General features: G+C 68.8%; 24 protein-coding genes and 4 pseudogenes. 10 read left to right on the top strand and 18 right to left on the bottom strand.

Annotation, left to right across the window (positions count from 1 at the left end):
* Positions 1–100 precede the first annotated feature (100 nt).
* From ACF1CT_RS23205 to ACF1CT_RS23165, 9 genes are all read right to left on the bottom strand, one after another.
* Positions 101–832: a TetR/AcrR family transcriptional regulator C-terminal domain-containing protein gene (locus ACF1CT_RS23205; RefSeq protein ID WP_391785824.1), complete on the bottom strand. Its 732-nt coding sequence runs from the start codon at positions 830–832 to the stop codon at positions 101–103.
* A gap of 174 nt (positions 833–1006) precedes the next feature.
* Positions 1007–2062, bottom strand: coding sequence for an LLM class flavin-dependent oxidoreductase (locus ACF1CT_RS23200; RefSeq protein WP_391785823.1), 1056 nt, complete (start codon positions 2060–2062; stop codon positions 1007–1009).
* A gap of 52 nt (positions 2063–2114) precedes the next feature.
* On the bottom strand, positions 2115–2753 hold the full coding sequence (locus ACF1CT_RS23195; protein WP_391785822.1) for a hypothetical protein: 639 nt from the start codon (positions 2751–2753) through the stop codon (positions 2115–2117).
* On the bottom strand, positions 2750–3541 hold the full coding sequence (locus tag ACF1CT_RS23190) for a CPBP family intramembrane glutamic endopeptidase (RefSeq protein ID WP_391785821.1): 792 nt from the start codon (positions 3539–3541) through the stop codon (positions 2750–2752). The genes ACF1CT_RS23195 and ACF1CT_RS23190 overlap by 4 nt, the downstream gene beginning before the upstream one ends.
* 3 nt (positions 3542–3544) lie before the next feature.
* Positions 3545–4918 carry a YcaO-like family protein gene (locus ACF1CT_RS23185; RefSeq protein WP_391785820.1) on the bottom strand — a complete coding sequence of 458 codons (1374 nt, stop codon included), beginning with the start codon at positions 4916–4918 and terminating at the stop codon, positions 3545–3547.
* Positions 4911–5960 (bottom strand): TOMM precursor leader peptide-binding protein, encoded by a 1050-nt coding sequence (locus ACF1CT_RS23180; RefSeq protein ID WP_391785819.1) that lies wholly within the window; start codon positions 5958–5960, stop codon positions 4911–4913. The genes ACF1CT_RS23185 and ACF1CT_RS23180 overlap by 8 nt, the downstream gene beginning before the upstream one ends.
* 63 nt (positions 5961–6023) lie before the next feature.
* Entirely contained in the window at positions 6024–6947 is a 924-nt protein-coding gene (locus tag ACF1CT_RS23175) for a SagB/ThcOx family dehydrogenase (protein WP_391785818.1), read from the bottom strand.
* Between the two features lie 102 nt (positions 6948–7049).
* The gene (locus ACF1CT_RS23170) at positions 7050–7184 is read right to left on the bottom strand and encodes a hypothetical protein (protein WP_391785817.1); all 135 of its coding nucleotides are present in this window, start codon (positions 7182–7184) and stop codon (positions 7050–7052) included.
* Positions 7185–7869: 685 nt separating this feature from the next.
* Entirely contained in the window at positions 7870–8079 is a 210-nt protein-coding gene (locus ACF1CT_RS23165) for a hypothetical protein (protein ID WP_391785816.1), read from the bottom strand.
* A 212-nt stretch (positions 8080–8291) separates the two neighbouring features.
* On the opposite strand from ACF1CT_RS23165, the gene ACF1CT_RS23160 reads away from it, so the two are divergent.
* On the top strand, positions 8292–8504 hold the full coding sequence (locus tag ACF1CT_RS23160; RefSeq protein ID WP_391785815.1) for a hypothetical protein: 213 nt from the start codon (positions 8292–8294) through the stop codon (positions 8502–8504).
* A gap of 56 nt (positions 8505–8560) precedes the next feature.
* Here ACF1CT_RS23160 and ACF1CT_RS23155 read toward each other — a convergent pair whose 3' ends face one another.
* A complete protein-coding gene (locus ACF1CT_RS23155) occupies positions 8561–8767 on the bottom strand; it encodes a hypothetical protein (protein WP_391785814.1) in 207 nt (68 codons plus the stop codon).
* A gap of 421 nt (positions 8768–9188) precedes the next feature.
* Here ACF1CT_RS23155 and ACF1CT_RS23150 point away from each other — a divergent pair.
* The 7 genes and pseudogenes from ACF1CT_RS23150 to ACF1CT_RS23120 all read left to right on the top strand — a co-directional run bounded on the left by ACF1CT_RS23150 (position 9189) and on the right by ACF1CT_RS23120 (position 15123).
* A protein-coding gene (locus tag ACF1CT_RS23150; RefSeq protein ID WP_391785813.1) for an IS5 family transposase occupies positions 9189–9997 on the top strand; the annotation gives its coding sequence in 2 pieces (ribosomal slippage) (positions 9189–9537 and positions 9537–9997; 810 coding nt in all).
* 76 nt (positions 9998–10073) lie between these two features.
* The gene (locus ACF1CT_RS23145) at positions 10074–11222 is read left to right on the top strand and encodes an IS701 family transposase (protein ID WP_391785913.1); all 1149 of its coding nucleotides are present in this window, start codon (positions 10074–10076) and stop codon (positions 11220–11222) included.
* Positions 11223–11581: 359 nt separating this feature from the next.
* A pseudogene (locus ACF1CT_RS23140) lies at positions 11582–11758 on the top strand (hypothetical protein); the annotation flags it as partial.
* Between the two features lie 213 nt (positions 11759–11971).
* Positions 11972–12584 (top strand): annotated as a pseudogene (locus ACF1CT_RS23135) (reverse transcriptase/maturase family protein); the annotation flags it as partial.
* 56 nt (positions 12585–12640) lie between these two features.
* Positions 12641–13003: pseudogene (locus ACF1CT_RS23130) on the top strand (group II intron maturase-specific domain-containing protein); the annotation flags it as partial.
* Between the two features lie 609 nt (positions 13004–13612).
* Positions 13613–14056, top strand: a pseudogene (locus tag ACF1CT_RS23125) (IS30 family transposase); the annotation flags it as partial.
* Between the two features lie 185 nt (positions 14057–14241).
* Positions 14242–15123: a chitosanase gene (locus ACF1CT_RS23120; protein ID WP_391785812.1), complete on the top strand. Its 882-nt coding sequence runs from the start codon at positions 14242–14244 to the stop codon at positions 15121–15123.
* Between the two features lie 100 nt (positions 15124–15223).
* On the opposite strand, the gene ACF1CT_RS23115 is transcribed toward ACF1CT_RS23120, so the two are convergent.
* From ACF1CT_RS23115 to ACF1CT_RS23080, 8 genes are all read right to left on the bottom strand, one after another.
* Entirely contained in the window at positions 15224–16690 is a 1467-nt protein-coding gene (locus ACF1CT_RS23115; RefSeq protein WP_391785811.1) for a nucleobase:cation symporter-2 family protein, read from the bottom strand.
* Positions 16691–16939: 249 nt separating this feature from the next.
* On the bottom strand, positions 16940–18337 hold the full coding sequence (locus ACF1CT_RS23110; protein WP_391785810.1) for an 8-oxoguanine deaminase: 1398 nt from the start codon (positions 18335–18337) through the stop codon (positions 16940–16942).
* Positions 18338–18642: 305 nt separating this feature from the next.
* Entirely contained in the window at positions 18643–19590 is a 948-nt protein-coding gene (gene pucL, locus ACF1CT_RS23105) for a factor-independent urate hydroxylase (protein ID WP_391785809.1), read from the bottom strand.
* Between the two features lie 7 nt (positions 19591–19597).
* Positions 19598–19990 (bottom strand): hydroxyisourate hydrolase, encoded by a 393-nt coding sequence (gene uraH, locus ACF1CT_RS23100; RefSeq protein WP_391785808.1) that lies wholly within the window; start codon positions 19988–19990, stop codon positions 19598–19600.
* Positions 19991–20027: 37 nt separating this feature from the next.
* The gene (uraD, locus tag ACF1CT_RS23095) at positions 20028–20537 is read right to left on the bottom strand and encodes a 2-oxo-4-hydroxy-4-carboxy-5-ureidoimidazoline decarboxylase (protein ID WP_391785807.1); all 510 of its coding nucleotides are present in this window, start codon (positions 20535–20537) and stop codon (positions 20028–20030) included.
* Positions 20538–20727: 190 nt separating this feature from the next.
* Positions 20728–21105 carry a helix-turn-helix domain-containing protein gene (locus ACF1CT_RS23090; protein WP_391785806.1) on the bottom strand — a complete coding sequence of 126 codons (378 nt, stop codon included), beginning with the start codon at positions 21103–21105 and terminating at the stop codon, positions 20728–20730.
* Entirely contained in the window at positions 21102–21341 is a 240-nt protein-coding gene (locus ACF1CT_RS23085; protein ID WP_391785805.1) for a hypothetical protein, read from the bottom strand. The genes ACF1CT_RS23090 and ACF1CT_RS23085 overlap by 4 nt, the downstream gene beginning before the upstream one ends.
* A 125-nt stretch (positions 21342–21466) precedes the next feature.
* Positions 21467–22660, bottom strand: coding sequence for a lactonase family protein (locus ACF1CT_RS23080; protein ID WP_391785804.1), 1194 nt, complete (start codon positions 22658–22660; stop codon positions 21467–21469).
* Between the two features lie 283 nt (positions 22661–22943).
* Here ACF1CT_RS23080 and ACF1CT_RS23075 point away from each other — a divergent pair, with 283 nt between their 5' ends.
* Both ACF1CT_RS23075 and ACF1CT_RS23070 read left to right on the top strand, forming a co-directional pair.
* Positions 22944–23834: a TIM barrel protein gene (locus ACF1CT_RS23075; RefSeq protein WP_391785803.1), complete on the top strand. Its 891-nt coding sequence runs from the start codon at positions 22944–22946 to the stop codon at positions 23832–23834.
* Between the two features lie 246 nt (positions 23835–24080).
* Entirely contained in the window at positions 24081–24980 is a 900-nt protein-coding gene (locus ACF1CT_RS23070) for a 2-hydroxy-3-oxopropionate reductase (protein ID WP_391785802.1), read from the top strand.
* Positions 24981–25167 lie beyond the last annotated feature (187 nt).

Raw genomic sequence — 25167 nt, 5'->3', positions numbered from 1 at the left:
CTGCCGAGAGGGGAGATGTCGGGAAGACGGCACGCAGACCACACGCGCAGCGGTGAACGGCTTCACCCGCAAGAGGGTTGGGGCCTCTACCGGACCGGGACTACTGCTGGCCCAGTCCGGCGAGCAGGCAGTTCAGACCGAAGGTGAAACGCTCGTCCATACCGGGACGGGTCAGTTCATCCGCCAGGGCGTGGGCGTGCGGATACATGTCGGGGTCGAGGTCGTCGAGCTCGGCCCGCAGTTCGCTGAGGTACTGACGGGGTTCCACTCCGCGCGCGACGGCGGCGGAGAGCGGAGAGGTCTCCCACAGCACGAAGCCGTGCACGAAGACGAGGGTGTTGTAGAAGCCGAAAGCCGCGGAGCGGTCATCCACGCCGGCCCGGCGGATCCAGCCCAGCTGCTCCTCCAGGTGCCGCAGCATGCTGGGGCCCACCACGAACTTGCTGGTCAGGATGCGCGCCGCGTCCCGTCGGCTCAACAGGTAGCTGCGGAACCCGTAGGCGAACCGGGACAGGTGCGTCCGCCAGTCCTCCTCGTCCCCGTTGAGGGCGCCGTCGGTCCAGTCCTCGGGTGAGAACCCGGCGAAGAGTGCCTCCGCGAGAACGTCGATCAGGTCCAGCTTGTCCTTGACGTGCCAGTAGAGCGAGGCCGCCTGGATGCCCAGCTCGTCCGCGAGCTTGCGCATGGTGAGCGAGTCGAGGCCCTCCCGCTCGATGACCTGGAACGCGGCCTCGGCCAGGCTCTCCAGGGTCAGCGGGGCACGGGGCGGTCGCGCCGCCGGCTTCCGGGGACGCAGCTTCCGACCGGGTGGCAGGGCACCGGGAGCAGGCACGACGAGCTCTCCATCCCCTTGACGCCGGATCGCGTACGCGGGCCCCGACCCGGCTTCGTGCCGGGTGTGGACAGGCTTCCCACGTCGCTGACATTGCTGAGGAGGCAAACATTACCGGCCACTCAGGAACGAGAGAAGGCGCTGAGGTATTCGTAGGCGCCGCAGCTGCACATCTCACAAGCGCGACAGCACTTCGGAATGGAACAGGCGCAGATTGCGGCTCATGGCCTCGGCGCTCGGACTGCCGTAGTCGATCTGCAGCAACAGGGTGTCCAGGGACAGCGCGGCGGACAGTTCCTGAATCTTCTCCACGACCGTGTCCGGGCTTCCGATCAGCGCCGTGGAGGTGCTGCGCAGGTCCTCGTCGGTCAGTGCGCGGAAGGTGGTGCCCGCGTTGGAGTAGCCCGGGTATGCGGCGGACTGGACGCCGTCCCAGGAGGCCGCGGCCTCGCCCCACACGTCGAGGTAGGACTGGAGCAGCGGTTCTGCGGTCGTGAGGGCCTCCGCGTCGGTCTCGGCGACCATCATGGGGATGGACAGCGCGATGCGCGGCTCCCGGTCGGGGTGGTACTCCCGGTGGGTTTCCAGATAGACGCGGACCATGTCCTGGGTGTGCTCCAGTTCGCCCTTGCGGGGCGGGGAGGCGATCAGCAGCCCGAGCCCCTTCTCCCCGATCCAGGCAAAGCTCTGCCGGGAGCGGACGGCCGCGACCCATACGGGAGGGTGCGGGGTCTGCGTCACGGCAGGCAGCGAGTGCGCGTCCCGGTAGCTGAAGAAGGGCGTGTCCTCGGATGCCTCCTTCTGCGTCCACAGCCGCAGCACGGCCTCGACGGTGGCCGTGAAGCGATCGCGGCTCTCGTCCAACGGGATGCCGAGCGCCTCGAACTCGTACGGAAGCCAGGCCCGGGCGAAGCCGACGTCGAGCCTGCCGCCGCTGATGGCGTCGACCATGGCCGCGTGCGCCGCCAGCTGGACCGGGTGGTGGAAGGACGCCTGGACGCCACCCGTCATCAGCCGGATCCGGCGCGTCTGCGCGGCGACGGCGGTCAGGAACGTGAGCGGGCTGGGGCAGTAGCCGCCGTAGTCCTTCAGGTAGTGCTCGGTCATCTTCACGTAGTCGAAATCGAGTTCGTCGGCCAGCCGCGAGACCTCCAGCACATCCTCGAAGTAGCGGACGGGTGAGGTGTGTTCCGGCCGACAGTCCGGAAGCAGCGATATACCAAATTTCATGGTTCCTCCAATTTTTGTGCCAGACGGATGTGCGCGGTGTGCTTACGCGGATTCAGGCGACTGTGACGAGGAGGAAGGCGAGGTGAGCGGCGACGAGCGCCGGCAGAGCGTCCGTCGACCACAGCAGCCAAGAGTGTGCGAAGCCCACGCCCAGGGCTACGGCAACGGCGTCCGCCGCGCCCCGCTTGGAGCGCGGGTGCATCAGGGTCAGCGAGGCCAGCATGCCCAGGGCGAGGGCCGTGACGAGCCCCCAATGCGCCGCGCACGCGGCCCCGACGAGGGCCGCCCGGACGGTCTCGGCCACCAGCGCCGTCCCGACGAGCGTGGCCCACGGCAGCTGGTGGCCCTTCGGACGCAGTGGTGCCAGCGCCGGACCGTCTCCCAAGGGCAGCCAGTTGGCGTACGAGACCTGAACGCGTTCCAGCACACTCACCCCCGCTGTGCCCAGCAGCCCGGCCAGGGCCGCCTCCCCGACGCCCAGCGCGATGCCGGGTGGAATCAACAGGGCCCCGTCGGCACCGCCCAGCCCAGGCATCTGACGGGTCACCAGCAGGGCCAGGGGCACGGGCGCCAGCAGCAGCGCCCTGCGCGGCCCGGTGGCATTGGCCAGGCGCGGCCACAGGTACCACCCGCAGGCCGTGGCGGCAGCGAGCACCACTGCGGCACGGACCACCCACAGGAGCATCGTCATCGCTCCCCCGTGGTGCCGAGGGCCCGTTGGTAGCGCCAGTACTCCCAGTTGAACAACGTATGTGCCACCAATCCGGCGACGATCCCGCCGGACAGCAGGAACGCCGCGGTTGTCATGAACGAGAGCGGGAGTTTGGCCAGTGCCTGCGGCCATCCGAACGGCAGGTGCGTCAGACAGAAAGCCGCCATGGCAAGCACGATCAGTGCGGCCCCCGAGAGTCCTCCCAGGTCCAGCCCCAACCGCCCCAGCACGCCTCGGAAGACGGCTTCCTCCAGCACTGCCCCGGCCAGCAGCGCCCCCAGCCCGATCCGTGTCTCCCGGTCCCGCTCCTTCGCGGTCCAACGGTTGCCGCCGCGTGCCGACGATTCCGGTGCCTTCCGTACGGCGGTGCCCGGAGCCGAACGGCGGGCGGCGAGGCCCACCGGCCGGGCCCCGCCCGCCCGTAAGGGTGCGGTGGCACCTCGGGCCTGGTCGGTCGATGCCGTACGGGCCCGCGCGCGTGCAGCGAAATGCCGGGTGATCCTACGGTCGGCGATCTGCGAGGCTCGGCCGAGGGCCAAGCCCAGCGGAACACAGACGACAGCCCAGTACAGCGGGCCGTCGTGCACGATGCCGGGGCCCAGCAACAGCCCGCCGGCGACGGTCAGGACGCCGAGAACGAGCAGATACACCGTGAGGGTGGACAGCTTCGGCCAACGGTCTTCGAGCCAGCGTCCGTGCACCCGGGTAGCCAGCGGCATCGGCGCCAGTGACCACACCGCCAGGGTGGTGAGCAGGAACCGGTCCATGGCTCACGGGTAGGGGTGCGGGAGCCGGTGGGTGAAACCGCCGTACGCCGTGAAGCGCGGGTGCGCGACCGGCGGTGCGCTCGGCAGCGGAAGACTCAGCGTGTCCGGGGACCACGCCCGGATGACGGAGAAGCCGAGCTGGCGGATGTCCACCGACGTGAAGTCGGCACCGAAGAGCCGCTTGCCGCTGTTTCGGAAGGCATCGAGCAACGAGCGGCCGATCTCCCGTGCCGGACGTTGGTCGTCGGCAGGGAGGTCTCCGGCCCTGACGGCAGTGTGCCGGGCGAAACGCTCCTCGACGGTGCGCGCGCCCTCGACACCCGCGTAGTACGCGACGTTCTGGTCCAGGTCGAAGATCTGGCCTAGGCGGTCGCGCAGCGGTACCTCGGCGCCGGTGCCGAGCCTGTCCTCGACGGCGGACCAGCCGGCGAGCGTCTGGACACCCACGGTCTCCAGCAGGGCCCGGTACATAGAACGCACCAGGGAGGGGCCGCTGCCGAGACCGACGCTGATCGCCGGGCTGATTCCCTCGGGCTTGCGCAGGATGCACGCCACGTTGAACCCGGGCAGGTCCGGGCTCGGCAGCAGATGGAACTCGGGCTCCAGGCCGCCGCGCAGCCGCCTGGTGATGACGTTCTGGAGCAGCGCGGTACGCGCGTCGGGTTCGATGCGCAGGCTGGACGTGGCGCTGTGCCAGTGTCCGACGGCGGCGTCGACCTGGACGATCTCGTACAGGGCCGACAGGAAGGCAGCCTCCGGCGCGGTGTGGGCCGCGGTGCCGGTGGTCACCGCGGGCAGCGTCCAGGGTTCACCCGGGCCGGGCAGATTGCCGAGCAGGAAGTGATGGGCGGGCACGTACTGCTCACTGCTGTCGAGCAGCGAGGGGACCTTCACCCACTCCATGGGCATGGCGGGTGAGAACGCCTGGAAGGGGAAGCCGTCGGCGGCCAACTGGTCGGGGACGAACAGCTGGAACACGCCCGTGTCGACAACGGGTTCGCCGCGCGCCAGCAGCTCCTCGTGGGAGGCGCGGACGACCGGGAAGCGGCCCTCGACGCACGCGGAGAAGCCCGCGTAGCGTTCGAGCGTCTCGCCGAGGATGCGGATTCGTGCCTCGAACGGCACGGTGCCGTAGCCGCCGATGTGGTAAGCGCCCGGTTTGGCCGACTCGCGCCCGAACCACTGGTGCACTCCGGTGAGTTCGGCGCCCTCCACGAAAAGGTGGGGGTGCGTGGGCGCCTTGTTGAGGCTGCCGGAGGAGGTCATGATCCCGCACAGCGCACCCTGCATGCGGCGGTGGATCTCACGTGCGCGGGCGTCCTCATCGCCCAGCACCCGGAGGTCCGCGCCCCGGAACTCGGTCGTCGTCTCACTCACCGGCCCACGTCCTGACGTCGAAGTACAGGTGGGTGTCGTCGCGGCCGGCGAGCGAGGAACAGCCCCGGCAGCCCGGCAGCTTGAGCACATCGCTCCAGGCGATCTCCATGGTGGGCACGTAGATGCCCAGGACCTTGCCGACGCTGAAGGTACTGCCCGCGGCGAGGAGGTTGATGGCTTCCAGCGCGGCATGGCCAACGAGGGTGGTACGCATCGCGCTGAGCAGCGCGGGTTCGCCGGTACGGACCTGGCCCGTTGCGAGGGCCTCCTTGTAGCGCTGGTACGAGGCGCTCTCCCGGATGTTCATCCCGACGCGGGTCTCGAAGCACTCGTAACAGGCGGACCGGCCAGGAATCACGGTGGGGCCGATGAACAGGAACGGGCCGTCGACCCCGGTGTGGAGCCAGGGGACCCCGAGTTCTTGGGTAACGCGGTTGATGAGCTGGGACCGGAACGGGTTGACGACGGCGTCGACGGTCACGAGCACCGAGCCGCGCAGCTCCTCGACACTGCGAACCAGTTCGGCCAGCCTGAGTCCATCGTTGAGGGTGTCGGCTCCGGCCCGGGACAGCGCCTGGGCGACGGGGCTCTGCGTGCCGAGGACCTCAGCCTTCACATCACCCGCCTCGGAAATCGAGGCGGCGAGGTGCTCGGCCAGGACAGGGTCGCCAAGAACGAATACTCGCTTGTACGAGGTTGTGCCGGCGTCTGCCGTACGCAGCGGGCCGATCGTCTCCAGGTAGGCGTCCAGAGCACTGTGCGGGCTCCACTCCAGGGCGTCCAGGGTGGCCAGGTGGTCGACGACCGCCTCGACCTCGGCGCGCGGGACCCCGACCTGGGAAGCCAGTTCGCGGTGGGACAGCGAGCCGTCGAGGCCACGCACCAGTGCGTACAGCTTTCCCGAGGCGCGCTCGTCGGTCAGGGTGAAGGAACGGTGGTTCCACACGCCCGTTCTGATCTCGACCACGTCCGGGCTGTGCCCGATGACGGAATAGGAGCGCCTGAGGCGCGACTCGCCATATTTCTTGTGTTCCACTGACACGGAAAGCTCCTCAATCGGCACGTGAAATCAACCGTGACGGCCGTAACAACAAAAGATATTTGGTCAGGACGACACATGCCCCAGGACGATCAGGTGGACGGTGGTACGGAAGAGACCGTCGAGCCCCAGGGCATCGTCCATGTCGTCGTCATAGAAGCTGGAACTGTCCAGGCTGCCCAAACCGAGCGCAGTGGCCGCCAGATGGATGTTCTGGCTGATGCCGCCTGCTTCGTGGAAAACAAAACGCATTCCGCGCGGGCCGTATTTACGCATAGCCCGCCACGGTTGGGCAACCAGCAGGGCAAATCCTGCACCCAGCCGCAGTTCCGCGCTTCCGCTCTCCATCACGGCGGCCGTTGCGGCGTCCAGCACGTCCGCGCCACCGTGCATCGCCAGGGAATCCTCGTGCGGCAGATAGCGGTAGATACCGGGTGCCAACCCAGATATGTTCCGGGCTCCGATCCAGATCTCGATCGGATAGAGTCCGCCGCCGCTGGGAACGGTGCGCAGGCGCAGCGATACCTCGCTGCCAGATTCCAGGACGGTGTCGATCTCGGCGGTTTCCGAATTGGCATAGCGCAGGACTGTGGCGAGGTCATCGAGGGAGACCGGGAGGCCCGCGAAATCCCGGACGCTGCGGCGGCCGGCCACTGCGTCGGTCAGAGATGCCTCGGGCTCGCTGCCCGCCGGGAGTGCCAGGCGTGAGGCCTCGGTGGCCTCCCTCCCAAGCTGGGACAGGGCGACCGCCACCGGGTCGGTGAAGTAGTGCGTGACGGACAGCTGGGTGTCCCGGTCGTGCCGCCGGTTTCTGCCGGCCAGCAGGAATTCCTCGGCGACGCGCGGCAGCGCCGTCTGACTCAGGTTATCAAATCGCGCCTCATGGGTCCGAAGACCGATGGACTCAAATCCAACGGAAAGGCTGCGGCATTCTGTGGTGACCAGCGCATTCCGTATTTCATCGAGTGTTAACAGTGGACTCTCCGACACGGGTTCAACCCTCCAGTACCTTGTCGATTCCGTGACGGGTGGCCGGGACGCGAGGTCCCGGCCACCCTTCACGTGCCCGGAGTTTCCTCCGCGCTCAGGTGATTACCGGCGGGCGATGGCCGCGGTGCAGCAGCACGCACCGGGGACCAGAACGGCCTCGGTGCGGTTGGCGCCGAAAAGCGCGACCTGCTGGGTCTGGTTCCGCGTCTCGGCAGTCACAGTGGAACGGATCTGCATTTATCTCACCTTTCTAAGAACTTTTTCGAGCAGCCCAGAAAGAAGGGGGAGGCAAATTACTTAGATCACTCAAAGGTAAGCCTCCAGGGCCCTGCCGCATATCCTTTACGGCGACTGCTGAACTCATCTAACTATCGTAGTTTGTGGGCGTCAACCCAGCTTAGGCAGCCATCGCTCACTCTCCCAAAGAGTGGAATCCGAGCGTTTCTCGATCACCCGAACGCCTCATCAGCGCCTTTCCTTAACCGACAACACGAAACGGAATCTTCACAAAGTGACCCAGGTCACACCGATAGCGCCTCAGGGGTGTCGGTGTACCGGCCAAACGGCCCGAAAGCGCCCACAAAGCAGATCGCTTGGGACACATGCACTTGCGACACTCGCTGGATCCCACTGGCAGTCAGGCAGCGGAACCGATTCCCCGCCTCCCGCCGCAGCGCCGGTAGTCGCCCTGCTGTCGGCCTCTCGCACGCACGGAAATATCTGGCACCACCTGCGCGAACAGCGGCCCGGGAGGGGAGTTGAGCGGTAGTGGGAATGGAAGTCCGCGCGCGAGCGGGGCATGGGAGCGATTGCGTGCGCTGTGGATCACCCTCACCAGTAACCGCACCGGGCAGCGGGCTCCGACCAGTCGGTCGGAGCCCGCTTCAGTTCCGCGTCGGGCAGGGTCGCCACGGCGGCTCGGCTACCACTCGTCCGCGTCTCCGTACTTCCCCGGGTTCTGTGCGCGGTCCTCAGCCTGTACGCACGCCTCGGCGAAGGCGGCCTCCCCGGCCGCCTTGTCCGTACCGCGCGCGTTGGCCTCGACCTCCTGGCCCGCACCGGGGAGCCGGACCGTGCGCCAGACCGATGGGCGGTTGGTGTAGGCGTCGGTCTCCAATTCCCATGCCGGCACCGACCACTGTTCGGGGAGCGCAGCAACTCACGCTCTCCGCTGGGGAGGAACAGGGCACGTGCGTGAAAAACGACGATCCGCTCGGGCATCCGATCGCGGACCGCGCGCACGCCCCCGGGGCCGTTGCGCTCCCAGCGCCCGCGGTCCCACTCCTCGACCTCGGCTGTTCGGTCCGGCCAGTCCTCGCTCCACTGGGCAACGACCTCGTCAGCATGCTCCCTCTGAAGGAAGGGTACGCGCCGCTCGCCGAGGCGGGCGACGTGGACCATCAGCTCAGCAGGGACAGGGCTCTGGCCGGCGCCAGGCACGACGCCTCCGGCCACCTGGGCGGGGTCGTTGCCCCAGAGGAGGCCGCCGATCTTGTCGGCAGTGTCCTTCAGGACGCGGCTGGTCAGGTGCTGGTAGCGGCGGCGCATCCGCGCTGACTTGCCTGGCTCCCAGCCCATGATGGCGTCGACGACCGCGTCCGGGACGCCGAGGATCAACAGGACGGTGGCCACGGTGTGGCGGGCGTCGTGGAGACGGCCGTCGCGGACCTCAGCAGCTCCCTCCACTTGTGGTAATCGGTGTTGGGGTTCAGGGGCTCGCCGACCGGCGAGGTGAAGACGTAGCCCTTCTCGGTCCACAGGTCGCGGGCGAGTGCTCGCTCACGGGCCTGCGCCTCCTTGTGGCGGCGGAGGATGTGCATCAACTCGTCTGGGGTGCCGATGGGCCTCTGACCAGCGCGGGACTTCGCACTCTTGGTCTCTCGCCTGGTGTTGATCTTCTGGGGACCGCAGCGGTCGCCGCAGCCGTGCTTACGAGTTGGTGCGTGATAGTGGGTGAGGCGTTGGGTTGTTCGCAAAAGATCCCAAACTGGGGATCATCGGGTTCCGGTTCGCGGACGAGTGAGGTCGTCCTCATGGATGGCACCCGCGTCCGCACCCGCACCCGCACCCGCACCCGCCGCCACGGAACCGCCAACCGATCCAACTACAGCGGCAAGCACAAGCTGAAGGTCATGAGCTTGGCCACCACCGGCCGGGCAAAGGAGACCGCCAGGAAGATGAACAGCCCGACAATCACGTTTAGAAGTCATCTCATTTGGGCGACTCGGCATTCTGTGAGTCATGGTGGGGATCGTTGAGCGGCTGGTGCCGGATGAGTTGTGGGAGTTGTTCCAGCGGGTGGTGCCGGAGGCGCCGTCGCGGCCGCAGGGCGGTGGTCGGCGTCGGCACGGCGACCGGGAGGTGCTGGCCGCGATCGCCTTCGTGGCCACGTCGGGTTGCACCTGGCAGCAGCTGCCTTCGGCGTCGTTCGGCCCGTCCGGAGCGACCGCCCACCGGCGGTTCTCGGAGTGGTCGAAGGTCAGGGTGTGGGCCAAGCTCCACCGCCTGGTACTGGACGAACTCGGTGCCCGCGGCAAGCTGGACTGGTCGAGGTGCGCGATCGACTCGGTGAACATGCGGGCTCTGAAAAGGGGGACCTGACAGGTCCGAATCCTGTCGACCGGGGTAAGTACGGGTCGAAGATCCATCTGATCACCGAACGGACCGGTCTGCCTATATCTGTCGCAATCTCCGGTGCCAACGTCCACGACAGTCAAGCCCTTATCCCGCTCGTGACAGGCATACCGCCCATCCGCTCCCGCCGAGGCCCCCGTCGACGCCGGCCCGGCAAGCTCCACGCCGACAAGGGCTACGACTACCGTCACCTGCGGCAATGGCTATGCCGACGCGGGATCCGGCACCGCATCGCTCGCAAAGGCATCGAGACCTCACAACGACTCGGCCGACACCGCTGGACCATCGAACGCACCATGTCCTGGCTCGCCGGCTGCCGACGACTCCACCGCCGCTACGAACGCAAGGCCGACCACTTCCTGGCCTTCACCAGCATCGCCTGCACCCTCATTTGCTACCGCAGACTCGCCAAATGAGATGACTTCTTAGTACTGCAACGACACTCCGTGACTCGATGCCGTCTTCGTCGTTGCTCGTTTCGTGGTGGACGAGATAGCTGATGGTTGGTCAGATGTGTCCTGTGACTTCGTGGCGCGGTTCGCGGGACGCTTCGGGCGGGTGGAGTCGAGGCGGCGGATGGTGTCCTACCTGCGGGGATTGCTCAGCGAGGCGGAACGGAAGAACAGCTGGACCCTGGCCGAGGCTGACGGCGACGATGGTCCCCAGGGGATGCAGCGGCTGCTGAACCACTACCTGTGGGACGCCGATGCCCTGCGGGACGACGTCCGTGACGCGGTCGTGGAGCAGATCGGAGATCCCGACCGGGGAATTCTGATCCTCGACGAGACGGGTTTCCTGAAGAAGGGCATCAAGTCGGCGGGGGTAGCCCGGCAGTGCTCGGGAACGGCCGGCCGAATCGAGAATTCCCAGATTGGGGTGTTCCTGGCCTATGGATCCGACCGGGGGCGGGCACTGATCGACCGCGAGCTGTATCTCCCGAAGGACTGGATATCGGACAGCGAACGGTGCCGGGCTGCCGGCATCGGCGACGATGTCGAGTTCGCCACCAAGCCGGACATGGCCCTGCGTATGCTGAAACGCGCCGTGGAATCAGGGATCCCGTTCGGGTGGGTGACTGCTGATGAGGTCTACGGCCAGACGAGCCGGATCCGGCTATGGCTGGAAGAACATGACATCCCTCATGTCCTCGCGGTCCCGAAATCGCAGATGGTCATGACTATGGAATTCTTCGGCCAGGCCCGCGCGCACAAGCTGGTCAGCGAGCTCCCCAGTGACGCATGGACCCGTGTGAGCTGCGGCGACGGCGCCCACGGACCGCGTGAATACGACTGGGCGGCAGCCCCGATCCGGCCCTGGCGGCGGGAAGGCTGGGACCACTGGTTACTGGCACGACGCAGCCTCACGGATCCTACGGATATCGCCTACTACATCTGCTTCTCCCCGACAGGGACTCCATTGGAAGAACTCGCGCGGACAGCGGGGTCCCGGTGGATGGTCGAGGAGTGTTTCCAGACGGCGAAGAACGAAACCGGTCTCGATCACTACCAGGTCCGCGGTTACACCGCGTGGTACCGGCACATAACTCTCTCCATGGCCGCCCTTGCCTTCCTCGCCCTCCTGCGAGCCGAGGCAAAAAAAGGGGCCCGGACACCGGCAGCGATCAATCCCTCATTCCCATGACCATGAACGAGGCCCGGCGGCTCTTCAACCGCATCTCGTCACCCCTCCGCCACCACGCCCAACACGTACTCGCATGGTCACGATGGCGAAGACGAAGCCAAGCACGAGCCCGCATCAGCCATTACCAACGCAGAGGACATCACGGAGTGTCGTTGCAGTACTAAGGCGAAGGTCATCACCGGCGACGGCCCCAGGACCTGTTTCGAGGCCAGGCGGAAGCGGAGAGGCAGGCCAGATCTGGTAGCACGATTCGGCGGGATCATCCTGCGGCAAGACCGGCGGGCGGTCATCACTGACGCCGGCCCGGTCCGGGTCCGCGTCCCCCGCAAGGAACTGCTCGCGAGGAATGCGAACTCTGCGAGACCGGCACCACGGTGGCAGTCCACCAGGTCGCCGGACTCAACGAACTCGGGAAACCGGGACCGGACCAGCCAGCGTGGGCCGTCATCATGGCGAGGAAACGACGCAAGACGCTCATAGTCTGCGTGCCGTGCCATGACTGGATCCACGCAAACCCGGTCACACGCGCGGAATAAATCGTTGGAAAGCCCGGTGCCTGGAAAGCGGGCACGCCGGGTTTGGTGGGAGGCTGCCTGGAAAAGGCCCGAGATCATCGAAATGAACACGGGACCTCGCCAGGCAGCCCACCCTACCCGGAGTAACGACCGGTCATGAAGTCCGGGAAAGCCGGAATGAGGGCAAAGGGGCACAGGTGTTGACTGAACTACAGGGATGGTGAGGTACGCGTAATGCAGAACGCCGAAGCCATACTGGAGATCATCCGTGATCGCGGTAAAAGGGGATTGCCACTGGAGCGGTTGTATCGATGCTTGTTCAATCCGGAACTGTATCTGCGCGCTTACCGGGCGGATTTATCGCAACGACGGCGCAATGACCCACGGTTCTACGGCTGAGACCGTGGACGGCATGAGCATGGGAAAGATCCAGGAGATCATTGATGCACTCCGTTCGGAGCGCTATCGATGGACGCCAGTACGGCGCGTTTATATTCAAAAGAAGGGATCAAACGCCAAGCGTCCGCTTGGATTACCCTCGTGGTCGGATAAGCTGTTGCACGAAGTAATGCGCTCTCTATTGGATGCGTACTACGATCCGCAATTCAGTGATTCCTCTCATGGTTTCCGCACGGGGCGGGGGTGCCACACTGCTTTACAGGAGATCCATCCGACGTGGTGTGGCACAGTGTGGTTCGTTGAGGGAGACATCTCTCAGTGTTTCGATCGGCTGGACCATGGGATCCTCCATGGAATCCTGGCTGAGAAGATTCACGACAACCGATTCCTGCGGTTGGTCGACGGGCTACTACAGGCCGGATATCTAGAGGACTGGCGCTATCATGCCAATGCGCGCAGAGTGGCAGCCCCGTGCTGGTGAGATACGCAGACGATTTTGTCGCGATGTGCACCAGCCGTGAGCAGGCCGAACAGGTCGAGGAACGGCTGGCCGCATGGCTGACGCCCAGGGGCCTCACCTTCCACGAGGACAAGACTCGCATCGTCCACGCGGAGAGCGGGTTCGACTTCCTGGGGTTCAACGTCCGCCGCTATCACGGCAAGCTGCTGATCAAGCCGAGCACAGCGGCCCAACGACGGATCCGGGAACGGCTGAGCGCCGAGATGCTGGCCCTGCGAGGGGCCAACGCAGGAGCGGTGCTCAAGAAGATCAACCCGATCGTGTGGGGTTGGTCGGCCTACTACCGGACGGTGGTGTCCAGCGAGGTCTTCACCACGCTGGACAATCACATGTGGAAGCTCACTTACAAGTGGGCCAAGCACAGCCACCCGAACAAGCCGAAGCACTGGGTATCCGACAAGTACTTCGGCCGGTTCAACAAGGCCAGGAAGGACCGGTGGGTGTTCGGCGACCGCGACAGCGGCGCCTACCTGCTCAAGTTCTCCTGGACGAAGATCGTCCGGCACCAGCTGGTCAAGGGCAGGGCGTCCCCGGACGACCCGGCGCTTGAGTCGTACTGGGCCGAGCGGCGTCGCAGGGGACCACCTCCACCGGTCGACGGCATCACCGTGCGCTTGCTCCAGGCGCAGCAAGGTCGCTGTTCGATCTGCGGAGGACTCCTGTTGCACGCCGACCACCCACCGCGAAGCCCCAGGAATGGGAAGCGTGACGGGTCGTCGTCAGGAAGGCGATCTCCAAGCAGTATGTCGCGTTCCCTGGCGGTGTCTCACCGGGCAATCAACGGCTCCGTCTCCTTCACACCCTCTGTCAACGGCGGATGGGAGCCGCCGGGCCGACGAATCCTGCACCTTCTCCTGACCGCGAGCCCTTGGGGCTTGCTTGAGCCGTGTGCGGTGAACAGCTGCTTGCACGGTTCTGAGGGGGCGGGGACGCAGCAATGCGTCCCCGCTACCCGACTGACCATCGGTGCCAACAGCCGCTCCGCGATCGCCACCCCGGTCGAACGAAGCACCCGCTACACCATGCTGGTCCACCTGCCGGGCGGAGCTCACGACGCCGAGACCGTCCGCGACGGCCTCGGCGCCACCATCCAGACACTGCCCGCGCATCTACGTGGCTCCCTCACCTGGGACCAGGGCAGCGAGCTGGCACGTCACAAGCAGTTCACCATGGCCACCGGCATGCCCGTCCACTTCTGCGACCCCGCCTCACCCTGGCAACGCGGCTCCAACGAGAACACCAACGGACTTCTGCGCCAGTACTTCCCCAAAGGCACCGACCTGAGTGTCCACAGCCCCGAGAACCTCGAACACGTCACCCAGGAACTCAACGGCCGCCCACACAGGACGCTCGGCCGGCACACCCCGGCCGAGCGTCTACGTGATCCACTCACCACCTGAAAACAGGCGGTGTTGCGGCGACCACTGGAACCCAAGGTGGTGCGGGGCCTTCGGCGTCCCGCCGCGGACGCCGCGGCCCTCGCCCCTCCGGTTCCTTGTGCGGCAGGGGTGTACGGCACCCGATCACTCTGATAGGAAAGCTTCCTAACAGACCGACAGAACGATGAAACCCTCTTGGAGGACTGGTGCACGCTCCCCACAAGCGCACCGCACGACGCGCCCCCCGCTCCGTGCGCATCGCGGTCATCGCGGCAGGGTTGGCCCTCACGGCGGTCCCCGTGGCCGCCCACGCCGGAGCCCCCACACACCCGGCGGCCGAGCAGCGGACGGCGGCGGACGCCGCGCGGGCCGCCGCCGCGACCGGGCTCGACGACCCGGCGAAGAAGGAGATCGCCATGAAGCTGGTCTCCAGCGCGGAGAACTCCTCGCTGGACTGGAAGGCCCAGTACAGGTACATCGAGGACATCGACGACGGCCGCGGCTACACCGCGGGCATCATCGGGTTCTGTTCCGGCACCGGAGACATGCTGGATCTCGTCGAGTCGTACACCGCGCGCAAACCGGGCAACGTCCTCGCGAAGTACCTCCCCGCGCTGCGCAAGGTCAACGGCTCCGACTCGCACGAGGGTCTCGACCCGAACTTCACCAAGGACTGGGTGAAGGCGGCGTCGGACACCGTGTTCCAGCAGGCGCAGAACGACGAGCGGGACCGGGTGTACTTCGACCCCGCCGTGAAGCGGGGCAAGGCGGACGGCATCGGCACGCTCGGCCAGTTCGCGTACTACGACGCCATCGTCATGCACGGGGACGGCGACGACAGCACCGGCTTCGGAGCCATCCGCAAGCGCGCCCTCGCCAAGGCGAAGCCGCCGGCCCAGGGCGGCGACGAGGTCGCGTACCTCAACGCCTTCCTGGACGCCCGGGTGTGGGCGATGAAGCAGGAGGAGGCCCACTCGGACACCAGCCGGGTGGACACCGCCCAGCGGGTGTTCCTCAAGAAGGGGAATCTGAACCTGGATCCGCCGCTGGACTGGAAGGTGTACGGCGACAGCTACCACATCGGCTGATCCGTCCGGCGCACTGGCGCGGCGCGTACGGCGGCCCGGGAGGGGCCGTCGTACGCGCCGCGCCGTCGTCCCGAAGGACGTGGCCCGCCGGTACGCGCGGTCAGTGCGCCGTGGCCGGGGCGGCGGCCGACCGGCTCCGCTCCGGGGCGTTGGCCCCGTCCCCGTCGGGGAGTTCCCGCTCCGGCCCACGGCCGAGGTGGTTGAAGGCCAGGTTCAGCACGATCGCCACGACGCACCCGGTGGAGATGCCGGAGTCGAGCACGACGAGCAGGTCCTTGGGGAAGGCGTGGTAGAAGTCCGGCGCGGCGATCGGGATCAGGCCGATACCGAGGGCCGCGGCCACGATGAGCGCGTTCTCGCCCTTCTCCATCGCGGCGGTCGCCAGCGTCTGGATGCCGCTCGCGGCGACCGACCCGAAGAGCACGATCCCGGCGCCGCCGAGAACGGGCAGCGGGACGAGCGCGATGACGGACGCGGCGACGGGCATCAGCCCGAGCAGGATCAGGATGCCGCCGCCCGCGGCCACCACGAAGCGGCTGCGCACCTTGGTCATGGCCACCAGGCCGATGTTCTGGGCGAAGGCGCTGCACATGAAGCCGTTGAAGAGCGGGCTGATCGCGCTGCCCAGGGTGTCGGCGCGCAGTCCGCCCTCGATGGTCCGCTCGTCGGCCGGGCGGTCGACGATCCGGCCGAGGGCCAGCATGTCCGCGGTGGACTCGGTCATGCAGACCAGCATCACGATGCACATGGAGACGATCGCGGCGATCTCGAACCGCGGCGCCCCGAAGTGGAACGGCGTCGGGAAGCCGAACAGTCCGGCGTCCCCGAGGGCCCCGAAGTCGGTGATCCCGACCGGAATCGCGATCAGGGTGCCGACGACCAGGCCGAGCAGGATGGCGATCTGCTGGAGGAAGCCGCGCAGCAGCCTGCGCAGGGCGAGGACGATCACCATGGTGACGGCGGCCATGGTGATGTTGGTCGTCGAACCGTAGTCGGTGGCCTCGGCGTTGCCGCCCTGCGACCAGTTGAAGGCGACCGGCAGGAGCGAGACGCCGATCAGGGTGATCACGGTGCCGGTGACGACGGGTGGGAAGAAGCGGACCAGCTTGCAGAAGTAGGGAGCGAGCAGGAAGCCGAGGAGACCGGCGACGACGATCGCGCCGAAGATGACGGCGATGCCGTCGTGTCCGCGGTCCTTGCCGATCGCCACCATCGGTGTGACACCGGCGAACGAGACACCGTTGACGAACGGCAGCCGGGCACCGATGCGCCAGACGCCGAGGGTCTGGAGCAGGGTGGCCAGTCCCGCGGTGAAGAGGCTCGCCCCCATCAGGAAGGCGGTCTCCTTGGCGTCGAGGCCCACGGCGGGGCCCACGATCATCGGCGGGGCGACCACGCCCGCGTACATCGCGGCCACGTGCTGCAGGCCGCTGGTGAACAGCTTCAGCGGGGGGAGCGTCCCGTCGACCGGATGCCTCCGTTCGGCGGGAGCCGCTTCCGGTACGGGGGTGGGGGTGGCGTCGGATGCTGCGACTGCGTCGTTGCGAAACCTGGGCTTGGCTGCCACGGCGGTTCCTCCGGTCGGTTACACGTCTGCGGTGACGTGGGTGTCAGGGAGGTGGTGCGAGTGGTGCGTCGGTGCAGGTGGGGGGCAGGTGGGCAGTTCGTGCGGCAGCTGGTGCGGGCAGCCTTCCTCGCCGGTGCGGGGCGCGCACGTGTGTGCGCCCCGCACCGGTTGTCACGGACCCCTCTCGGGTCCGCGACGGTCGGCCGAGGGCCGTCCCCCTCGGCCGACCTGTCCTGGGGGGGCCGGGGGTCAGGCCCCGGCGGCGATCCGCGCGAGGCGGCGGGCCTCGTCACGGGTGGCACGGGCGATGGCGTCCTCGTCCGCGGTGGTCAGGCGGCCGTTCTCGACGACCGGCCGGCCGTCGACGAGGGAGAGGGTGACCGGGGCGGGGGCCCCGAGGACGAGCGCGGTGACCGGGTCGGCGATGGAGGCGTGGGCGAGGGTGTCCAGCTTCCAGAGCACCAGGTCGGCGAGCTTTCCGGGCTCCAGCGAACCGATCTGGTCGGCGCGGCCGAGGACCCGGGCGCCGCCGTGGGTTCCCAGACGCAGCGCCTGACGGACGTTCAGCGCCTTTTCGCGGTGGGCGCCGAGGCGGTTGACGAGAAGGGTGTTGCGCAGTTCGGTGTGGAGTTCTCCGGACTCGTTGGAGGCGGTGCCGTCGACGCCGAGGCCGACCGGGACACCGGCGGCGAGCAGGTCGGGTACCCGGGCGATGCCGGCGGCGAGCCGGGCGTTGGACGAGGGGCAGTGCGCGACACCGGTTCCGGTGCGGGCGAAGGCGGTGATGTCGGAGTCGTTCATGTGGACGCAGTGCGCCATCCACACGTCGTCGCCGAGCCATCCGGTGGAGGCGAAGTAGTCGGTCGGCCCCATGCCGAAGAGTTCGTGGCAGAACTTCTCCTCCTCCACGGTCTCCGAGCCGTGGGTGTGCATGCGCACCCCCTTGCGGCGGGCCAGTTCGGCGCCCTCGCGCAGGAGTCCGGTGGAGATGGAGAAGGGGGAGCACGGCGCGACGGCGATCTGGGTCATCGCGCCGAACGAGGCGTCGTGGTGGGCGTCGACGGTGGCCTCGGTCGCGGAGAGCGCGTCGTCCAGGGTCTCCACGGCGAAGTCCGGGGGCAGTCCGCCGTCCTTCTGGCCGCGGTCCATGGAGCCCCGGGCGAGGGTGAACCGTACGCCCATGTCACGGGCGGCCCCGATGATGGCACCGGACAGGTCGCCCGATCCCCGCGGGTACACGTAGTGGTGGTCCATGGCGGTGGTGACACCGCCCCGGGCCATCATGGCGAGCGAGCCCCGCGCGGCGGCGCGGACCATCGGTTCGTCGATCCGCGCCCACGTCGGATACAGCGCGACCAGCCAGTCGAACAGGTTGTGGTCGGTGGCGAGGCCGCGGGTGATCCACTGGTAGAAGTGGTGGTGGGTGTTCACCAGGCCGGGGGTGGCCAGGTGCCCGGTCCCGTCGACGCGGCGCACGACGTTCTCCAGGCCCGCGGGGGCCCGGCCCGCGCCGACCGACTCGATGCGGTTGCCCGCGACGACGACGTGCCCCGAGGCGTACTCGGTGTCGTCGGCGTCGACGGTCGCGATCGCGCAGTTCTCGATGACGAGGCGTTCCACGTGCTCGGGGGCTGCCGATGCTGCCATGACGTCTCCTTCTCTTTCCGGCGGTACGGGCACGGCAGGACCCCAGGAGGATTTGAGTGCCACGGCCGGGCTGCCGTGGGTGCCGAGAGGGTGGAGGAACAGGTGGGGCGGGAGCGCGACGAGCGCTCCGGCGCCGCGCCGGGGCGCGGCGGGGACGAGCCGTTCGGGGCGGAGCCTCTCGTCCGCCGGACGGGACGGGGCCTTCGCCGCTGCGGCCCCGGACAACGGCTGTGCCATGGGGGTTCCCTCCGGCCCGGCCGGTCCCCGCCCGGCCCGGTGCGGGCGGGGACCGGCGCGGCGCCGCGTCAGAGGTTGGTCAGGTCGACCGGGATCCGCGGTTCGGTGCCGTCCCGCAGCACGGTGGCCTCGATCAGGCCGTACGGGCGGTCCGCCGCGAAGTAGACCTCGTTGTCGTTCTTGAGGCCGAACGGCTCCAGGTCCACGAGGAAGTGGTGCTTGTTCGGCAGCGAGAAGCGGATCTCGTCGATCTCGCTGCGGCTGTTGATGATGCGCGAACCCATCTGGTACAGGGTCTGCTGGAGGGAGAGGGAGTACGTCTCGGCGAAGGCCTGGAGCATGTGCTTGCGGGTCTGCTCGTAGGACTTCTCCCAGTTCGGCATCCGCGTCTCGTCGCCGGTCCAGTTGAACCGCCATCTGGCGGACACCTCGGTCGCGAGGATGCGGTCGTACGCCTCCTTGAGCGTCGTGTACTGGTCCTTGACGTAGCCCCAGAACTCGGAGTGGGTGGAGTTCATCACGACGAGGTCCTTGAGCCCCGAGACGATCTGCCACTTCTCGCCGTCGAAGGTGATCTGGGTGGTGCGTGTCTCCTGTCCCCTGCGCACGAAGGAGTGCTTGACCTCGTCGGCGCCGATGAACCGCGAGTTGGCGTCCGAGGTGGCGATGCGCTCCCAGGCGTACTCCTCGATCCGGATGCGCGCCACCTGGATCGGCTCCTGCGAGGTCACGAAGTGACGGGCGAGGTGGATGCCGAACTGCTCGGCCGATTCGATGCCGTGTTCCTTGGCGAACGCGTACACCGTGTTCTTGGTGGTGTCGGTCGGCAGGACGTGGGCGTTGGAACCGGAGTAGTGGACGTCCTCCATGTCGCCGGAGAGGGCGACGGAGACGTTCAGGTCCTTGATGTGGTGGGTGTCGCCGTCCCGGGTGATCCTGACGACGCGGTTCTCCGCTTTGCCGTACTGGTTCTGGCCGAGGATCACAGGGCGGGGGCGGGCGGAATCGGCGGTCATGTCGGTGCTAGCTCCCTCGGTAAACGGAGTAGCCGAACGGGTTGAGCAGCAGCGGCACGTGGTAGTGCTCGCCCGGGGTGACGGCGAAGGTGATCGCCACCTCGGGAAAGAACGCGCCGCTGTCCCTTGCGCGGGGGGCGTCCTGCTGCGCCTCGGCTTGCCTCGTGCTGGCGAAGTACGTCCCGGTGTCGAAGTCGAGCCGTACGTGGGTGGTGCCTTCCGGCGGTGCCGGCAGGTCCTTGCAGCGCCCGTCCGCGTCGGTGGTGGAGCCGCCGAGCGCGGTCCACGGGGCGCCTTCGCCGCCGCGGGCGGCGATCCGGACGGCGACGGCCGCGGCGGGGCGGCCGATGCTGGTGTCCAGGATGTGGGTGGACACCGATGCGGTGGCGGAGGTGCTCACGGCCTTCACTCTCTTTCCGTTGCGAGCCGTTGTGCCGTCACGCGTCCTCCGTCAGGAGACGGGCGAGCCGGATGCGGTTGATCCTGCCGAGTTCGGTGCGCACGTGCTCGCGCTCCCGCTCCGGCGAGTTCCCGATCCGGGACCTCACCGCGTCGCGCATCTGTTCACCGGTGGCTCCGGTGGCGCAGATCAGGAAGACGTGTCCGAACCGTTCCTGGTAGGCCAGGTTCAGTTCGAGCAGCTCGGCCCTGAGTTCCTCGGAGGCGTCGGCCATCCCCCGCTGTTCGCGGGAGGAGGTCGGATCGCCGGGGGTCGGGCGGCCGATCGGCGGGTGTGCCGTCATCGCCTCGGCCAGGTCCGGGGCGGTCAGCGCGGCCGTCGCCGTGTCGCTCGCGGAGAAGAGGTCCTCCGCGGTGGCGTACGGACGCCGGGAGAGGATCGCTCTCCCCCAGGCGGCGCTCGCGCACACCTCGCGCAGCACGGCCGCCGCCTCGTCGTCCGCCAGGGTGTCGAACCGGGCGAGGCCCGGTGTGGAGCTCGAAGTCACGGGAGCCTCCGTGGCTGTTCTCGCGGTGCTGTGCGGCACTCCGCGTCGGTCGGGCTGCGCATAGCTAACGCCCTCCACAACATCACGTCAACACTTTGTTGAAATTCCGCGAACGCGGAGGGCCGCCGCCCGGCACTCCGGACGACGGCCCCGCACCGCCTCGGCACCCCTCCCGCACCGGCGGCCCCAACTACCCTTCCTTGGCCGCGTTTTCCCTGTTGAGGTAGTTGTAGACGGTGAAGCGGCTGACGCCCAGCGCGCCCGCGACCGTCTCCACTCCGTGCCGTACGGAGAACGCGCCACGCGCCTCCAGGCTCCGCACCACCGACTGCTTGGTCCTGCGGTCGAGCTCGGCGAGCGGCATGCCGTGCCGCCGCTCCATGGCGGTCAGGATGTGGTCGAGCGATTCCGAGAGCTGGGGCAGCCGGACGGCGACGACCTCCTCACCCTCCCAGGTCAGCACCACGTCGTCGCCGCATGCCTGTTCGGGGCCGAGCAGTTCGGCGCCCATGGCGTCGACGAGCGGCTTGACCGCCGCGACGAGGGGGTGGTCAGCCGGTTCGGTCACTTCGCGTCCTCCCCGACCACGTTGACCTGGAGCGACACCCGAGTGGCGCCCGACGCGAGGGCGTTGCGCAGCAGGCTGTCCACCGCGGCGAGCACCCGGTCCGCGCCGCCCTCGGCCGTGTTCCCGAAGGGCCCGACGTCCACGGCGTCCAGTTCGGCCGACTGGATGACCTCGCGGGCCACGACCGCGTGGGCGGGCGCCTCGTCGAGATCGAAGGGCTCGGTGGTGAATTCCACTCTCAAGCGCACTGTGCCTCCCACATGCGTTCGCCGCGTCCGAGTGGCCCGCGGCCAGGGGCCCGACCCTAACGGCCCCCGCCGCCTCCCGGACGGCGGGGGCCGCGGCCGGTGGCGGCGCGCGCTCAGTGGTGCGACGGCACCGGCGCCCGGTACGGCAGGACGCAGACGGCGGTCGGGAACGGGAAGGCGTCACCGGCGCGGGTCAGGCCGCCGTCGCCCGCGTCGACCCGGAAGACCGTCACGGTGCTCGACCGCTGGTTCGCCGCGAAGAGCAGCTTCCCGTCCGGCGAGAGGGCGACCTGCCGGGGGAAGTCGCCTCCGACCGGCACGGTGTCGAGCAGCCGCAGCGCGGCCCCGTCGCCCTCGACCGCGTAGCGCGTCAGGCTGTTGTGCCCCCGGTTGGCGAGGTAGGCGTACCGGCCGTCGCCGGTGACCGCGAACTGCGCGGGGTAGCTGGTGCCGCCGCCGGTCCCGGTGGACAGCGGGGCGCCCGGGGAGAGGGCGCCGGTGGCGGGGTCGTAACCGCAGACGACGGCCGTGTTGTCGAGTTCGCAGGCGAGGTACGCGAACCGGCCGCCGGGGTGGAAGGTGAGGTGGCGCGGCCCGGAGCCGGGGCGCAGCGAGGCGCGGGAGACCTCGGTGAGCCTGCCGCGTTCCTGGTCGAGGCGGTAGGTGTAGACGGTGTCGTTGCCAAGGTCCGTGGCGAGGATGTGCTCGCCGTCGGGGGCGGTGACGATCTGGTGGGCGTGCGGCCCGCTCTGGCCGGGGCCGGGCGGCGGCGCGGTGTGGGAGACCAGGTCCGTGCGCTCCCCCGGCGAGCCGTCGTCGCCGATGGGGTGCACCGCGACGCTGCCCGAGGTGTAGTTCGCGGTGAGCAGCCAGCGCCCGGTGGGGTGGACGGAGAGGTGGGTGGGTCCGGCCCCGCCGGTGGAGCGGGTGCCCAGCACCCGGTGCCCGCCGTCCGGGGACAGGGCGACGGCGGTCACGCCCCCGTTCTCCTGCTCGTCGACGGCGTAGACGGTGCCGCCCGAGGGGTGGAGTGCCAGGTACGAGGGGTTGTCGACCCCGGTGATCACGGGACCAGCGGAGATCGCCCCGGTGGTGGCGTCGTAGGCGGCCGTGCCGATGCCCGTGCCACCGCCTCTGGCGGAGGTGTAGGTGCCGAGCAGCAGCAGGTCGGCCGGCTGACGGGGGCCGGCCGCGGGGACGGGCTCCGGCGCGTGGGGCGCGGTCCGGGACCGGGTGGGGGCCGCGGACAGGGCGGCGCCGGCGAGCAGGGCGCCGAGGACGGTACGCCGACTGGTGGCGTGGTTCATGCGGGGCACCTCGTGCGGGGTCGAGAGCGGGGGGACGTTGCGCACGGGCGGGCCGCGCGGCGAGTGGCGGGAGCCGGGCCGACCGCATCGGACGCATCGCCGCCACCCTGTCCCGCCCGGTTCCCCTTCGGCAACCGGCCGATTCCCGCCCAAGGGCCGCCCAATCCGCTCGAAGGCTCCGGCCCGAATTCCGCGCACCCCCTTGACAGTCACCGACCCCCCGGGCAATCTTCCAGCTTGTAGAAACCAACTTCCGCAATACGGAAGGGATGCCGAAACCCTCATGGGCTATCCGGACCAGCGCTTCGATGTGAACCTTTCGATCCTCTTCACGGAACTCCCGCTCCTGGAGCGTCCCGCGGCAGCCGCCGCGGCCGGCTTCACCGCGGTCGAGCTGTGGTGGCCCTGGATCGAGACCCCCACCCCACCGCGGGCCGAGCTCGACGCCCTCGGGAAGGCGCTCGACGACGCGGGCACGCGCCTGGTGGGGCTGAACTTCTACGCCGGGCGGCTGCCCGGCCCCGACCGCGGCGCGCTCTCCGTCCCCGGCGCGGAGTCGGACCGCTTCCGCGCCAACATCGAGGTGGCGGCCGACTTCGCCGCCTCGGTCGGCTGCCGGGCGCTGAACGCGCTGTACGGCAACCGCGTCGACGGCGTCGACCCGGCCGCGCAGGACGAACTCGCCCTGGAGAACCTGGTGGCGGCGGCCCGCGCCGCCGACCGGATCGGGGCGGTGCTGCTGATCGAGACCCTCAACGCGCCGGAGTCGCCGCGCTATCCGCTGGTGAGCGCCCCGGCGGGGATCGCGGTCGTCGACCGGGTGAACGCGGCGACCGGGCTCGGCAACGCGAAGTTCCTGCTGGACCTCTACCACCTGTCGATGAACGGCGAGGACCTGAGCGAGGTCATCGCGACGTACGCCGCGAGGACCGGCCACGTCCAGATCGCCGACAACCCGGGGCGCGGCGCGCCCGGCACCGGCTCGCTCCCGCTGGAACGGCTGCTCGACGAGCTGACGAAGGCCGGTTACGACGGCTGGGTCGGCCTGGAGTACAAGCCGGGCGACCGGCCGAGCGCCGAGGCCTTCGAGTGGCTGCCGGCCACCGCGCGGGCCGCCCGCCGAGAGCCTGCCGGGCGGCCTTCGGCCGGTCAGCGGTCACCCGACGGGCTCTGAGGCGGCGGACTCCCCTCGTACACGCGCTCACGACCCGGGGAGCAGGAGAGGGGCGGGTTCGCGACGCCCTGCGACCGCGCCTCCCGCGCTGTCGCCGGTTGCGAGGTTCCCCACGTTCCCGGCTTCGCCCGCACGGGAGGCCCCCTTCGCCCTCGCCCCCTGCTCCACCCCGGGCTCCTGGCCGCATGACACCGCTCGCCGCTCCATCCCTCTCCCGCCCCCAGCTCATTACCGAAAGGCACCCTCATGAGCAGCACCCTCCCCAAGGTCGCGTGGATCGGGCTCGGCATCATGGGCTCGCCCATGTCCGAGAACCTCATCGGGGCCGGATACGACGTCACCGGTCACACCCTGGAGCAGGAGAAGATCGACCGCCTGGTCACGGCCGGCGGCCGGGGCGCGGGCTCGATCGCCGAGGCGGTCCGGGACGCCGACGTGATCATCACGATGGTGCCCGCCTCCCCGCAGGTCGAGGCCGTCGCCTACGGACCCGACGGCATCCTGGAGAACGCGCGGCGCGGCGCGCTGCTGATCGACATGTCGTCGATCACCCCGCAGACCTCCGTGGAACTGGCGGGAAACGCCGCCGAGAAGGGCATCCGGGTGCTGGACGCCCCGGTGTCCGGCGGCGAGGCCGGAGCGATCGAGGCAGTTCTGTCGATCATGGTCGGCGGGGAGCAGTCCGACTTCGACGCGGCCCGGCCGCTCTTCGAGGCGCTCGGCAGGACCGTCGTGCGGTGCGGGCCGCACGGCTCCGGCCAGACGGTGAAGGCCGCCAACCAGTTGATCGTCGCGGTCAACATCCAGGCGTGCGCCGAGGCGGTCGTCTTCCTGGAGAAGTCCGGCGTCGACCTCGCCGCCGCCCTGGACGTGCTCAACGGCGGACTCGCCGGTTCGACGGTACTGACGCGCAAGAAGGACAACTTCGTCAAGCGGGACTTCACCCCGGGCTTCCGGATCGACCTGCACCACAAGGACATGGGCATCGTCACCGACGCCGCCCGCGACGTCGGCGCCGCGCTGCCGGTCGGCGCCGTGGTCGCCCAGCTCGTCTCCTCGCTGCGCGCCCAGGGCGACGGCGGTCTGGACCACTCGGCGCTGCTGCGTTCGGTGGAGCGCCTGTCCGGCCCGTCCGCCGCGGTCTGAGACCGCTCCCGCCCCGGCCGCCCCGCACCCCTCGCCGAGGGCGGCTCCCCGAAACTTCCGGACGGCGTCGGCGCCGACACCTGTCCTGTCGCGCCCAGGCGTCGACGCCGTCCGGAACACCGGACACCCGATTTCAACAAACTGTTGACCTCCGGTTCGCGGCGTATCTACGCTCCTGGAACCCCGA

The organism is Streptomyces sp. NPDC014734, assembly GCF_043083325.1.
GTDB lineage: Bacteria > Actinomycetota > Actinomycetes > Streptomycetales > Streptomycetaceae > Streptomyces.
The sequence above is the reverse complement of the archived record's forward strand: the minus strand, read 5'-3'. Positions and strand labels throughout refer to the sequence as shown.